This window comes from Acinetobacter endophylla (genome assembly GCF_053543775.1).
The window spans coordinates 1-13,881 of the sequence record NZ_JBLVOM010000255.1; the positions used below are offsets into that span (position 1 = coordinate 1).

Consider the following 13,881-nt stretch of genomic DNA (forward strand, 5'->3'; position numbering starts at 1 on the left):
CTCGTTCTGTAATATTTGATATAGCAGTGTCACATTCTCGTTCTGGAATATTTTCAACGCTTGAATTTGGCTTTTGAGCAAACTCATCAAGTCTTGATACTGCATCTCCGTTTTTGTCTGGTATAGCATTAACTCGATGTCTATGGTCTGCTTCTCGGCTAAAGTCTGCTGAAACTGTTGTTCTAGACACATACGATATTTCAGTTGCTTGTCCAATATCCGCTTGATTTTGAGGAACTTTGGTGCGGTAATATTTTTGGTTGTATTCAGCACGTTTTCTTCGAACTGTTTCCATTCGCTCAAGAAGTTCTGAAAGTCCTGCTGAACATTCTGTAGATTGTTCTTGAGATCTTGGCAATACTGATCGTAATCCTGTTTGTCTTGTTCGAGCTTCTCTGTAAGCAGAGAATGAAAATCCTGCATGATAAAACTCCCCTTCTAAGCGATCTCTTGTTTTTTGATATTTGAGTGAAATACTTTTATTGGCTACTTGACCAATTTCGCCTATTTCCTTGAGTGATTGCACAAGCTGATTACGGTTATTAATGCTGCCAAACATAATGCGTTGCTCAATATAAGCATCGATCATTTCAACTCGTGTCTTTCTAGCTTGCCCTTGTAATCCAGCTTTCACTGCTGAAGCATTTTGTAAAACATGGTGGTTTTTAGGCTTTGTTGTTTTCATCCGAGCAGGATCGTCAGGCCGAATCCATCCGTATTTATGATTTAAGAAATCACGAAGCGGATCGAAATAATGTCGATGACCAGGTGGAGCGACATTTAATGACTTGCCTGTCGTGAGCTCGACTCTGGGAATCAAAATGTGTAAATGTCTAGACCCATCATCATCTGCGTGCATCACAGCAGTCATATGATATTGCTCTGATCTAAAACCTGAGAACGCATGCTCTTCGAAGAGGTCTAACACTTCATTTAAATGTTCGTCAGAAACATCATCTTCTGGAGACCAATTAATTACAACGGACGTATAGCAATATTTAAAATTAAGGCTAGAAGCAATTGCTGCAAAGACAATTGGATCACCTCTTACTATTTCAACACCTGCTCTCTTATCCCCCAGATGATCCTGCTCACCAATTAGATAAGATGCAGCTAATTGAGGATCACCGGTTCCATTGGATAGAAACTTAATGATCATAATTTAGCGCCCTTCTTTTTCAGCTAAAGCAATTGCGCGTGCTTTACGTCGCTTTGATTGCTCCTCAGTCACCCTATAGATAGGCAGCGATGGTAAATACTGATGCAGCTCTGTTTGGATATGCTCCAGAATGTCGATGCAATCAATAAATGAAAATTGTTGTATTTCTTCAGTGTGCTGTAAACATAAGAAGTTAAGTGAGCGCGCAATTTGATTCACATTATTGCCGATGTGACCAAGTGCTCTTAAAAGTTCGGGGTCTATTTGGGGAGCCGGACGTCCTGCTAAATTGTTATTGTTTCTTTGTTTTAACTTTTGGTTTGGGTGGATCAAGGGTTGTTCTAAGAAATAATACTCATGGCCATTCGTGACATTCATCCAACACTTATTCAGCTCATGCTTAAGCAAAGTATGAATCAATTTGGTAAAACCAATGCCCTGCAGTGCTAAATAAGACTCTACTTGTGCTGCTTGATCAGCATTAAATCGAAGCCTTTTCACAATTTCTCGTCGTACTTTTGTCATTTATTCACCTCAATTTGAGTTGTGTTGGATGGGGTCTTAGGGGGTCGCCCCTAACAAGCCCTGTAGCCCAAAATTTTATAGTTCGAAGAACTGGAAAATTGTGGCTACAGGTAGGCTTGCTTGCTTGACTCCTTCCAAATTTGAAAGGGCTCCCCCACATACTTTTGATGATAAACAAATGCGAGAAAACAGATCTTCAACCGTCCTGTTTCACTGAATTTTTATTAAAAATGCTTTGAGCTGACTCAGAAAATCGAAGAATACAAATCTATGAGATCGATAGGAATTGAGCTGAATAGACTAAGTAATAGCTTTTAGGCCTAAAATATGATGGCTAATTAGAGAATTTCCTCTGCTTTATCATTTATTTGTACAAAGCATGAAAAAATCGATATCAAGGATAAAATAGCTCTAATAAAAAGCTCCTCAAACCCAATAGAAAATAAATAAGATATTGATTTTATAATTTTTAATTTATGTCATGTAACATCGTATTTTCTGCCGTGTAACGCACAAAATTTTGCTGTGTAACGCAATTAAAAAAATCAAGAAAATGGATGAAACGGACAATTTTTTGCTGTGTAACGTACAGTTTTGAACTGCGTCACATTATTTTATAATTTAAAGTTTATCTTTCACTTTAATAGAAAATAAATCTTAATATTTTTCTTAGCATAAGATAAACATCAAGCAATCTTACTCAGCAATCAATCCATTCAGCTTAAATAGCCCAATGCACTTTTTTTAGATAAATATTAAAAAAATTAAATAAAACCAATGTAAATTATTGATTTTAAACATTATACAACTTTCTTGATGTAAAAAATTATTTTTGATTTTTTAAAGTAATTTAAAGAGAGTTTATCCACTACTCATACTCAAAATATTTTCGCAATAAAAATTGCATGATTAAGTAGGTAATGAGTTGGATCAAAAAATATGAATCCTACGAGACATTGTATGAATGCTGTTTTGAAATATACGATTGAAGTTGAAAGCGAAAACCCACCAACTATTTTGATCGGCCAAAACCTATTTGGCGGTAAAGTTACTGCACTAAAGATGGAAAATATACCTAAATTGGTCACCGTAGGGTGGTTATCTGAACGTTATGGATTATCAAGAACGACCATTATCAAAAAACTTGAATCACATCAACAGGGATCAGAAGGTAAATACTTATATGACTCTCAAGTAGCACTGGTGGTTCTATCTAATGTTTATAAAAGCAAACGTGGTGCTAAACGTGTCAACTAGACCCGTTTAGCATTTCACCAATTTCACTTACGGTCGGATTATAATAAATATTGATTAAAATTTTTGGGGATTTATGACCAGTAATTTTCATTAGAACCTCAACCGACACTTTTCTAAGATTCACCATTCTACTAATACCCTCATGTCTCGTATCATGAAAATGTAAGTCATGTATCTTTAATTTTTTAATACGATCTCCGAACATATTTTGCAAGCTGCTTTGCTGAATATCTAATAGTTTTTTAGAACCATTATTCGGAATAAGCATTAAAAGTTGCTTAGCATTCTCAGTTAATGGCACATCTCTAGAATCACCATTCTTTGTATCTGGTAAATGAATATAGTCCTTATGAATATTACAGCGCTCTATATCTAAGATTTCCCCTTGACGCATTGTTGTTTCAATAGCAAAAAGAAAAGCCCAAGCAATATATTGCTCCATCGTTAATGGAACCTGACCTATTTCATAATTATGAGCTTTTAAAATTTTTTCAATTTCATCTTCGCTAATACGTCTTCTCCTAGATTTTGGCTGTGCTGGCTTGCTCACCAAGAAGAATGGATTATTCTCAACTAAAAAAAGCTCTTTTTGTGCATATGTAAAAATTGCGGAAAACAATGATATATCTTTGAGCACTGTACCTGGACTAACTTGCGCTAACCGCTCATTCCTCCAACTAGTCAGAATCTGAGGTGTAATATTATGTATAGACATTTCGCCAATATTTGGAAAATTCTTAATGAAATGGTTGATTGAAATATTAATCGTTCTACTACTCTTTTTGTATTGTCCTACTTCCTCCCAGTATTTTTTCATGAGCGCTGAAAATGGGTAATGCGACTTTTCTTGTTTAATAGCACTCTTATCTTCTGTTTTAAACTCCAGTAGTTTAAGCATCGCCCATTGTTGACACTCCTTCTCAGTATCTCGTGTAGCACTTATTCTCTTACCGTTGAACATCAACTCAATTCGGTATGACTCCCCACGTCTTCTAGCTTTTGGTATCTTCATTTATGGCGTAAATCTGGCGTAATTTATTATTCATTTTAACTGAAAATATGAATTTTTTATACATAACACAAACTTAAAGCGTATCAAACCAATTGTATTTTCACTTTAAAATATTGATTTATAATATTTTTTAAAATAAACGTTTTTTAATATTTTTTTATACTAGCCCCTAACCATGGGGCTTTTTATTGTCTGAATATTTTAAAACGTATATAAAAATGGGCTGACGATAACGCCAACCCATGTCTTTCTTTATCGAATTAAATATTATTTTGTCTCAATGTCATAAACCCAATTTCGTGCCTGTTTGTCTGTGGTCGTTTCACAAACATAATAGTCGTGATCCCATGAATTAGGATGGAAGATTTCCTTTTTGGTATAAGTGACATTTTTGCCTTTTTCGACACAGATAAAACTGTCACCTTGGTCTTTGACTTGGGTTCCATTGAGGAAACCACCAATACAGAGGAATCGAGATTGTTTTGCCATTTGGTTAGATCAACTTTTACATCACTAAAATATGTGGTGATTAAACGATTTATTGAAAATACTGTAAAGCGTAACCAAGAAAAATTCTAACCTTATCAAGAAGCAAATTTATTCAGCATTTTTTCTATGTAATAATCGTAGTTACCCAATTGCTTTGACCAAAATGTATTTTTTTCAATTGATTCTAAAAATTGGATAGGATCAATTTTCACTTCATCTTTTTCAATATAAAATTGCTCATCAACAAGTTTTTGCATAAATTCAGATTCACAATTTGATGTAATGATGACTTCATCTAAAGATACTTTTAAATGATCACCAAAATATTCATGATCAAACTCTAGTGTAGTATCAATAATCCAAGTATGAAGTACGACTTCACTTATGTCATCAAAGAACTCTTTTAAAAAATATTTTTTAATATACTCAACTTTTTTATCCAACTGATAACTAGCTTTATTCAAGGTGAAGTTTTTATATTCATAAATTTCCTGAATACTACTTCTTATATATGTAGATTTCACTTCTGCCACAATGACATGATTTCCATGAATTGCTATTAAATCAATTTCACCAACATCTTTAAATTCAGGAACAAGTTGAGGAAATACTTCAAAACCTAAATGATGCATTTTTTCTGCTAGAGTTAACTCAATCTGATTAGTTTCTCCCTTCAATTCAAATCTATTTTTATGTAATTTACGAAAGTAGTTGGTCATAGTAGTATTTAAATTTTGATATGCTGTAAGCCATGGAAATTGAAAAATAAAGTCATCAATCTTATAAAATGGTTTTTGTTGGAATGTAGACACATCATCATTGTCGTACAAATCACAACTCCAAAAACTTAGAATCTCATCCATTTTTTTCTTTTTTATATTATTAGAAGCCCCCTGAACCCATGAAGACATTCTTTTTATCTTCTCTTCTCTTTTAGCGAAAGTAAAAGGCATCCTATTTTCGCCAATTACAAAACCATGCATAGTAAGCTGTGTTAATGCATCTAATTTATCTTCAGAATTAGGTAAAAAACGCATAAATTTTTCAATATGATCCTTTAAATAATGTGCTTGTGATAAAGTCATGGTAATCATTGTTTCAAAAGCATTGAGCTTTTGGTTATTGATACTGAATTCTGTAATCCCATAAACTTGGGCTAACTGCTCTTGAATACCAAAGGCTTTTGACAATGCAATTGCATTAGCTTCTAAATTATCACCTGTATTTATGATGCTATAAATTGCGTCAGATTTTAGTAATTTTTCAGCCCCTACACCTAACCAATAACTTATCAATAAAGCATTTTTCTCCGACCAATTATCCTTTTTCTCTTTTGTATTGGTATAAATCAATTCTGAGTTGTTGAGCTTGTAATTTACTTGCTTATCAAAACAGAATGACTCTAATACATTTCTTTTATAGTTAAGTATCTCAATTTTGATAGCTACAAGCTTTTTATAAAACTCATACTGATCTTGAAGAAGTACACTCATACCCTCACCAATCAAGAAAGGCATTAACTTATTTCTCAATGCCAATGCTAGCGATTGTTCTGTTAATTTTTTAGTATTTTTTCTAGAAGTTTTGACAATATGATCAAATGCTTTCCAAACCGTTTCTGCTGAGTTATTTTCAGTACTATCAAATTGATAAGGTAAATGTGCAAAATAATCTTGATTAGGAATTAAATACTGATAAGCGTATAAACTGCCAAAAGCCATAGCAGTAATTTGACCAACGTTGATTGTATTTTTTATCTCTTCATAAATTTCCAATCGATGCTTATATTGTGATTGTAAATGTTTTACAGTCTGAAAAAATATATGCAGTGCGTCGATTTGTATTTCTTGATCAATTTCTTTTAAAACATTCCAAGAATTATGATCTGATTGTAGGATTAACCCAGACTGACGTACCGCTAAAATAAAGCTTTGAACATCTAGTTTTAAATAATTTACACAGACATTTTTATCAACACCCCCAAATCGCAAATATTGGCTCAAAGCTAAAATGTAGTTTTCACTTTGAACTTCATCAACTGTAAGTAACTTAATAAAATTTGATTGCCAAAACATATCAAACTTATTTTTGAATAATCCTATCTTAGGTTGTGTACTTTTATATAAAAGTTCTTTAACAATTTTTTCTTTAGCTTTTTCCACACTAAGTTCTAAAGCTAAATGTTCAAATTTTTCTTCGTAATAATTTTTCATAAAAAAATAAGGGCTGATTAATCAGCCCTTATCTTATACCGCTTATTGCTTAATTAACAAAGAATTAAGTCAACTGAGCAGCAGCAATTTTCTTCGTATCAACGTCTTTAGCGGCGTTAGTATATTCGCTCATCTTGTCGAAGCTTAAGTATTGATAGATGTCAGCTGACATGCTGTCAATTTGAGCTGCGTACTGTTGGTATTCTTCTGGAGAAGGCAATTTACCCAATACAGCAGCAACAGAAGCAAGTTCAGCAGAAGCCAGGTAAACGTTAGCACCTTGACCTAAACGGTTCGGGAAGTTACGCGTAGAAGTCGATACACAAGTCGTGTTCGGAGCTACACGTGCTTGGTTACCCATACATAATGAACAACCTGGCATTTCAGTACGCGCGCCAGCTTTACCATAAATGTTATAGAAACCTTCTTCCATCAACTGATGCTCGTCCATACGCGTAGGTGGAGCAATCCACAAACGAGTTGACAACGCACCACCTGGAACTTTCTCAAGTAACTTACCAGTCGCACGGAAGTGACCGATGTTCGTCATACAAGAACCAACGAATACTTCGTCAATTTTCGCGCCTTGAACATCAGAAAGAAGTTTCGCATCATCTGGATCGTTCGGGCAGCAAAGAATAGGTTCTTTGATGTCTGCAAGATCGATTTCATACACTTTCGTGTATTCAGCGTCAGCATCCGCTTTGATCAGGCTTGGGTTAGCCAACCATTTTTCCATGTTCTCAACACGACGAGCCATAGTACGCGCATCGCCATAACCTTCAGAAATCATCCACTTCAACATGGTGATGTTTGAACGAAGGTATTCAGCAACTTTCTCTTCAGAAAGCGTGATAGAACAACCAGCAGCAGAACGTTCAGCAGAAGCATCAGAAAGCTCGAATGCTTGCTCAACAGTCAGGTCAGTTTCCATTTCTGTTAAGTCGATCTCAAGGATACGACCAGAGAAGATGTTTTTCTTACCTTTCTTCTCTACAGTTAGGTCGCCTTCCTTAATTGCGTAGTAAGGAATTGCATGTACAAGGTCACGTAGCGTGATACCAGGCTGCATTTTACCCTTGAACTTCACAAGTACAGATTCAGGCATATCAAGAGGCATAACACCAGTTGCTGCAGCGAACGCTACAAGACCAGAACCCGCCGGGAATGAAATACCGATTGGGAAACGAGTATGCGAGTCACCACCAGTACCAACGGTATCTGGAAGAAGCATACGGTTTAACCAAGAGTGAATAATACCGTCACCTGGGCGTAAAGACACACCACCACGGTTCATGATGAAATCAGGAAGCGAGTGTTGCATTTGAACGTCAACTGGTTTTGGATACGCAGCTGTATGACAGAAAGATTGCATAACAAGGTCAGCAGAGAAACCTAGGCAAGCCAAGTCTTTCAATTCGTCACGCGTCATTGGACCTGTTGTATCTTGCGAACCAACAGTGGTCATCTTAGGTTCACAGTAAGTACCTGGAAGTACGCCTTGACCTTCAGGAAGACCACAAGCGCGACCCACCATCTTCTGAGCTTGAGTGAAACCTTTGCCAGTTGCAGCAGGTTGAACCGGAGTACGGAACATTGTAGATACTGGAAGACCTAAAGCTTCACGAGCCTTAGTCGTCAAACCACGACCAACGATCAGGTTAATACGACCGCCAGCACGTACTTCGTCTAGAAGTACTGGAGTTTTAAGTTCAGCTTCAGCGATTTGCGCGCCGTCTTTGAACGCAGTTACTTTAGCAGCAGCGTGATCGATCTTAAGAACGATTTCGTCGCCCATGTTCATGTTAGCAACATCGATCTCGATCGGTAACGCACCAGCATCTTCCATCGTGTTGAAGAAAATTGGAGCGATTTTAGAACCTAGGCAGTAACCACCGTCTTTTTTGTTCGGGATGTGCGGAATGTCATCACCGAAGAACCAAAGTACAGAGTTAGTTGCAGATTTACGAGATGAACCTGTACCAACAACGTCCCCCACGTAAGCAACCTGGTTGCCTTTCGCGATCAGTTCTTTAATCTGGTTAAGTGGACCCACTTCACCAGGAACTTCTGGATTGATCCCGTCACGTACGTTTTTCAACATTGCATTTGCGTGCAATGGAATGTCTGGACGGCTCCAAGCGTCTTGTGCAGGTGACAAGTCGTCAGTATTGGTTTCGCCAGTTACTTTGAAAACGGTCAGTTTGATTTCTTCAGGAACGTCTTTACGGCTAGTGAACCATTCAGCGTCAGCCCAAGACTGCATAACTGCTTGAGCATTTGCGTTACCAGCTTTTGCTTTATCAGCAACGTCATGGAATGCATCAAATACAAGAAGCGTTTTTTTCAATGCTTCAGCTGCAAGTTCAGCAAGCTCAGCATTGTCTAAAAGTTCAACTAAAGGTGCTACGTTATAACCACCAAGCATAGTACCTAGTAAGTAAACAGCACGTTCTTTAGAAACGAGTGGAGAGGTTGCTTCGCCTTTTGCCAATGCAGCTAAGAACGCAGCTTTTACATATGCAGCTTGGTCAACACCTGCTGGTACACGGTTTTCAAGCAAATCTACCAAGTATGCTTCTTCACCAGCTGGCGGGTTTTTTAGTAGTTCAACTAATGCAGCTGTTTGGGCATCGTCAAGTGGCTTCGGTGGGACTCCGAGTGCGGCACGTTCTTCAACGTGTTGGCGGTAAGCTTCTAGCACAGTGTTATTCCTCTTTTTTAAAAAATTACTTATGAATTCCTGCTTATTCCAAGCTTCATAAATAATATGGACTCCGAAATTTTACTAAATTTCCAGTTAAAAGTTAATGCAACTCAAGTGTTTCTTCGTGATGCTCGTTATTTTATAACTAAATGATGCTCTTAATGATTATTCCATAATCAGTTCCAGCTTACACCACACGAAACAAGCCCATGAATAGGCCCTTTTAACTGAATTTAATGCATAAAAAAGGCAACCCTGATGTTGCCTGATTTGAAGTTAAAAAGATACTCCACCTTAGTGTACAGTGGTCGAGTTTAAATACTGCTGATATGAGTCTCGGCAGCCTTGGAATTTCACCACGCATTCATCTTCATAGGTGCTACTGTGATTATTGCTGGCAAAGGAAATATCAACCTGATAAAGCTTTTTATCTTGTTCTAGTATCTTCTTTAAAACGACTTTGTCACCGACGCTGAGTACATAGCGACTGCCGCCAATAATGACTACACCCTCTTCATCTTCCAGCAGCAGATCAGAATGATGCAAATATCTTACGACTTCCATATTGTGCTACTCCTCGGTTAATTGGAGTTAAATTCATTATTCAATATAAAGATAAGTATTTCTATATTTTAGATTTAGAAATTGTCACAAAGTGTGCATTTGGCTTAGGCTATTTTTATTAGTCAGACTTTTGACGATGCGTATATTTAAATACGTTTAATGGGAAATATGGGTTGGATAATTTTATCCAGATATAAAAAAACCGTTCCTTAGAACGGTTTGTAATCTGGTAATTCATCATGCGGTGTCGCAATACACTTTGCAGTAAATTCAGCGCGGACTTTTTCACGGGCTGCTTTTACATCTGCCCTAATCTCTTCGGCTGGAATTGCATAGACTTCATCAATAATATTCAGGATAAAACCTTTGGTGGTTTCGTCGTCGATCTTGTTGGCATGCTCGATTGCTTTTTCTTTCTCAATCGCGTTCTGACGATCCAGCATAATGGTACGCGCCGCATTACCGACACTTCGACAATAACCTTGCCACTGCTCTTCAGGGGTTAAGGGTTTCTTCTCGGCACAACCGGCCAGCGCCAGCATAAACGATAAAGCCAATAACTTTTTCATGAATTTCTCCTTCCGAGGGGCAATATAAAAGATCGGGGAAGATTTGTCATTTCAAAATGCCAGTTGTATGGAATTAAAAAAAGCCCACTCATGGGCTTTTTCATTTTGTGTGATTAACCGCATGAAGCCTGGATAATCTTTTTGCTTGCAGGATCTACGGTTACAGTCACCCGTTCTTCGCGATAATCCATCGTCACCGCTTGACCCGGCTCGACCATACGTACAATTTGTGCCTTGGTTTTCTGCTTGATTTGCGCTTCAGTCAAATTGGACTGACCCACCAATGCTGCCGCCTGATCAGCAATACATTTAGGTTGATTCATGTGCAGTAATTCCCACTCCTCGACCACCTGACCATTTTTTAAATGGCAATATCCGACCTGACCATTGCTTTCAGTACGAATCTCAAGCTTGCCACCCTGATTGACACAATAAGCGCTTGCAGGATTCGCTGAACCTATTTTAGGAGCTTCCGTCTCAGATTGCGGCGTGGTGGTACATGCACTTAGAGCGACAGCCAGCAAACCGAACAGCATTGTTTTTTTCATGAGAGCCTATTCTTCTTCAATAATTCTTCACCAATTTAGCATATTTCCTTGTCCTTGCCAGACACAAGTCTGTGTACATTTTTAACCGTACTTTTTCATTAAAGAATAGAAATAAGACCTTTGTGAATTAACGACTTCAACGCTATAAATTCTCTCAATGAACAAGATAAACAGAAGAGAAGAACCTCTCCAAAATACGAAAATCCCAGACGAATCGCCTGAACTAAGTGATTATGCATTTCAATAGCATTGCATTGTCATTACATAAATCAAATATGACTTCATTTTTAGATTTGTGATCTTCGTTGGATTGATTTAATATTTGATTGAATTTTAAACTTTCTATTGGCATGACAGACGACCCTCAACTCTCCCTCAAGGAATATCTTGCTACGGTTCAGGAAGTGGTCAAACTCACTTTCGATACACCAGTATGGGTCAAAGCCGAGATTCGTAATCTAAGCATTAAAGCCGGCCATTATTATCTGGAGCTGGCAGAAAAAGAAGCAGATAGCGATCAGGTGATTGCCAGTTGCCGAGCAACCATCTGGAAATTTAATGCCCAGAAAATTGTCACGCAGTTTGAACGTGAAAGCGGAATTGAGCTGAGTCGAGATTTGAAAGTGCTGATTAAAGTCAAAGCCAACTTTGATCCGCAATATGGCTTTTCTTTAAATATCGTTGAAATTGATTCAGGCTATACCTTGGGAGATATTGCCCGGCGTTATCAGCAGCTTGTTGAGCGGTTGACGACTGAAGGACTGATTCAGCGCAATAAAAACTTGCCTAGCCCTTTTGACCTGAACCGGATTCTGGTGATTGCTCCCGAAAATGCAGCAGGCCTGGGAGATTTCAAAAAAGATGCCGATGCACTACAGCGTGCGCAGGTGTGTGAGTTTATCTATCACAGTGCGACTTTTCAGGGAAATACTGCTCCGCAAAGTATTATGTACAGTCTGGCACAAGCGCTCAAACAATGGGCACAGACCTATAACACTGCACCGGATCTGATTGTGATTATACGAGGGGGTGGCGCAGTCAATGATCTGGCTTATTTGAATGATTATGATCTGGCTGCCCTGCTTTGCAAGCGTTCGGTGCCGGTCTGGGTCGGCATCGGGCATGAAAAAGACCGTACCATTCTGGATGAGATTGCGCATCGCTCCTTTGATACTCCGAGTAAAGTCATTGCAGGAATTCGCAATCACATCTTTGAACTGACTCAGGATGTGCTGAATTATCTACAGCGGATTCAGCGTTTATCCCAGCAACAGATTCAGGCTTATCAAAATCAGAATGATCAATTTTTGAAACTGATTCAAAGTCTGGCCAATAATCAGATTATGGATGCGTTGCAACGTCTGCAACAGATCAAGGCCAATACTGCCAGTCTGGCCCAGCAGCATACCCAGCTGATTAATCAGCAGCTCGATGCCCTGATGCGGGAAACGCTGCTACAAAATCCTAAACATGTTTTATCCAAGGGTTATGCCATCGTACGTCAGCAAGAACATGTGGTTGCCTCTATTCAACAGATTCAGTCCAGCAATCTGGTTGAAGTCGAATTACATGACGGCATTTTTTCAGCACAACTTATACAGGTACTTCCTCATGAATCATGATACTTTGAGCTTCCAACAAGGCTATGACATCTTGAAAAAGAATGCGGAATTGCTCGAATCTCAGCAAGAACCGGATATTGATAACTTGATGAAAATCGTGGAAGAATCCATGAGCGCCTATAAAGCTTGCAAGGCACGTGTGGAAGCGGTTCAAACTGCGTTAAATGAGACGTTTAACGATTAATTGCACCCCATTTTAAATATTTTCTTAGGCTATTCTGCTAGATTGAATTGGCATAAAAGCTCTCATGAATGAGGGCTTTTTTATTAAGTGAAAAATCATTTCAATGAATAATTAAATTTTCTAGATGGGGATTTTGATAAATCCGCTCAATTCCATATGGGAAAAATTGTATTTTCATTCTCATCCACCAGACGATAAAAAAGCCCAATATTGAATTGGGCTTTTTATTAATCTTCAACTTCTATAGGATCACCGTCTTCAGGACGAATATGACGTGTTCCATCATCCGCAGGATCAACACTTGACCCATCTTTGGTAATAGCATTGTACATTTCATCCTCTTTCTTATCATCGATAAATTCTTCATCTTCGAAATCCTGAGGTTCACTATCGTCGTCAAAGTTCAAAGGCTTTTCTTCATCTATCATGGCGATCCATCTCTTATTTAACCAATAAAATATCATGCTCAAATATTTGAAAGCTTCATTCAATAGTCAACGATGATCATTTGTGTAACTGAATAAACATAATAGTCATTGGAACATTATTTTCTACCGACAAAAAAAATGCCTCCTTAGGGAAGGAGGCTGAAATTGGAAAGAAACTACAGCGATAGAATCTATTCATGAATTATATATAAACTTATAATTTATACATTAGCATAATATTACATTAATTTTTCAATTAAAAAGCCCGCTTACTCTTGGCTTTGTTGCACAAAGATTTGAAATGCAAAGCGCCCCTAATTGAGCCAAATTTAAGGCGTAACTTGGGTAAGTGGTCGACCTAATTCCGTAAATCTGTTGAGGACTGCTACACGTGCATGAATTTCATTCACCTGACTAGGAAAGCTTCTTGCCATTAATTTATCGCCTAATAATTTGATGCAATGCATCTTGGTTTCCACCAAACTGCGCCGATGATAGCCTGACCATTTTTTCCATAATGTCCTGCCTAAACGTTTAACTGTTCGAAGTAATTCATTTCGCTCTAGCGAGCTACTCTTTGTATCTTTCCATGGTTTCGCATTTT

At 37.7% G+C, this 13,881-nt stretch carries 14 protein-coding genes; 3 read left to right on the top strand and 11 right to left on the bottom strand.

All coding sequences use genetic code 11. The features are described 5' to 3' along the window. Together ACNPNW_RS13985 and mobC are read right to left on the bottom strand one after the other, a co-directional pair. Nucleotides 1-1,159 (bottom strand): relaxase/mobilization nuclease domain-containing protein (locus tag ACNPNW_RS13985; protein WP_448767077.1); only part of this gene is annotated, 1,159 nt, incomplete at its 3' end. 3 nt (nucleotides 1,160-1,162) lie between these two features. Then, nucleotides 1,163-1,684, bottom strand: coding sequence for a plasmid mobilization relaxosome protein MobC (gene mobC, locus ACNPNW_RS13990; RefSeq protein WP_448767078.1), 522 nt, complete (start codon nucleotides 1,682-1,684; stop codon nucleotides 1,163-1,165). A 960-nt stretch (nucleotides 1,685-2,644) separates the two neighbouring features. Here mobC and ACNPNW_RS13995 point away from each other — a divergent pair. After that, nucleotides 2,645-2,941 carry a hypothetical protein gene (locus ACNPNW_RS13995; RefSeq protein ID WP_448767079.1) on the top strand — a complete coding sequence of 99 codons (297 nt, stop codon included), beginning with the start codon at nucleotides 2,645-2,647 and terminating at the stop codon, nucleotides 2,939-2,941. Here ACNPNW_RS13995 and ACNPNW_RS14000 read toward each other — a convergent pair. The 7 genes from ACNPNW_RS14000 to ACNPNW_RS14030 all read right to left on the bottom strand — a co-directional run bounded on the left by ACNPNW_RS14000 (nucleotide 2,934) and on the right by ACNPNW_RS14030 (nucleotide 11,043). Then, entirely contained in the window at nucleotides 2,934-3,953 is a 1,020-nt protein-coding gene (locus tag ACNPNW_RS14000) for a tyrosine-type recombinase/integrase (RefSeq protein WP_448767080.1), read from the bottom strand. The two genes, ACNPNW_RS13995 and ACNPNW_RS14000, sit on opposite strands and share 8 nt — an antisense overlap. Nucleotides 3,954-4,220: 267 nt before the next feature. Beyond that, a complete protein-coding gene (locus tag ACNPNW_RS14005; RefSeq protein ID WP_222112193.1) occupies nucleotides 4,221-4,442 on the bottom strand; it encodes a hypothetical protein in 222 nt (73 codons plus the stop codon). Nucleotides 4,443-4,537: 95 nt separating this feature from the next. Next, nucleotides 4,538-6,655, bottom strand: a complete 2,118-nt coding sequence (locus ACNPNW_RS14010; protein WP_222112194.1) for a hypothetical protein — start codon at nucleotides 6,653-6,655, stop codon at nucleotides 4,538-4,540. Between the two features lie 64 nt (nucleotides 6,656-6,719). Then, a complete protein-coding gene (locus ACNPNW_RS14015; RefSeq protein WP_005106643.1) occupies nucleotides 6,720-9,359 on the bottom strand; it encodes a bifunctional aconitate hydratase 2/2-methylisocitrate dehydratase in 2,640 nt (879 codons plus the stop codon). A 297-nt stretch (nucleotides 9,360-9,656) separates the two neighbouring features. Beyond that, nucleotides 9,657-9,926 carry a hypothetical protein gene (locus ACNPNW_RS14020; RefSeq protein WP_004645372.1) on the bottom strand — a complete coding sequence of 90 codons (270 nt, stop codon included), beginning with the start codon at nucleotides 9,924-9,926 and terminating at the stop codon, nucleotides 9,657-9,659. Between the two features lie 209 nt (nucleotides 9,927-10,135). Beyond that, nucleotides 10,136-10,495, bottom strand: coding sequence for a hypothetical protein (locus tag ACNPNW_RS14025; RefSeq protein WP_222112195.1), 360 nt, complete (start codon nucleotides 10,493-10,495; stop codon nucleotides 10,136-10,138). A gap of 113 nt (nucleotides 10,496-10,608) precedes the next feature. After that, on the bottom strand, nucleotides 10,609-11,043 hold the full coding sequence (locus ACNPNW_RS14030; protein ID WP_100535311.1) for an I78 family peptidase inhibitor: 435 nt from the start codon (nucleotides 11,041-11,043) through the stop codon (nucleotides 10,609-10,611). A gap of 350 nt (nucleotides 11,044-11,393) precedes the next feature. Between ACNPNW_RS14030 and xseA the strand changes: the two genes are divergently transcribed. Beyond that, on the top strand, nucleotides 11,394-12,665 hold the full coding sequence (xseA, locus tag ACNPNW_RS14035; RefSeq protein WP_222112196.1) for an exodeoxyribonuclease VII large subunit: 1,272 nt from the start codon (nucleotides 11,394-11,396) through the stop codon (nucleotides 12,663-12,665). Further along, complete coding sequence (xseB, locus tag ACNPNW_RS14040; protein ID WP_222112197.1) at nucleotides 12,655-12,849, top strand: exodeoxyribonuclease VII small subunit; 195 nt, start codon at nucleotides 12,655-12,657, stop codon at nucleotides 12,847-12,849. The genes xseA and xseB overlap by 11 nt, the downstream gene beginning before the upstream one ends. Nucleotides 12,850-13,076: 227 nt before the next feature. On the opposite strand, the gene ACNPNW_RS14045 is transcribed toward xseB, so the two are convergent. Further along, entirely contained in the window at nucleotides 13,077-13,277 is a 201-nt protein-coding gene (locus tag ACNPNW_RS14045) for a hypothetical protein (protein WP_114541125.1), read from the bottom strand. A 329-nt stretch (nucleotides 13,278-13,606) separates the two neighbouring features. Continuing rightward, the coding region (locus ACNPNW_RS14050; RefSeq protein WP_033856619.1) for a transposase at nucleotides 13,607-13,881 on the bottom strand (275 nt) is incomplete at its 5' end.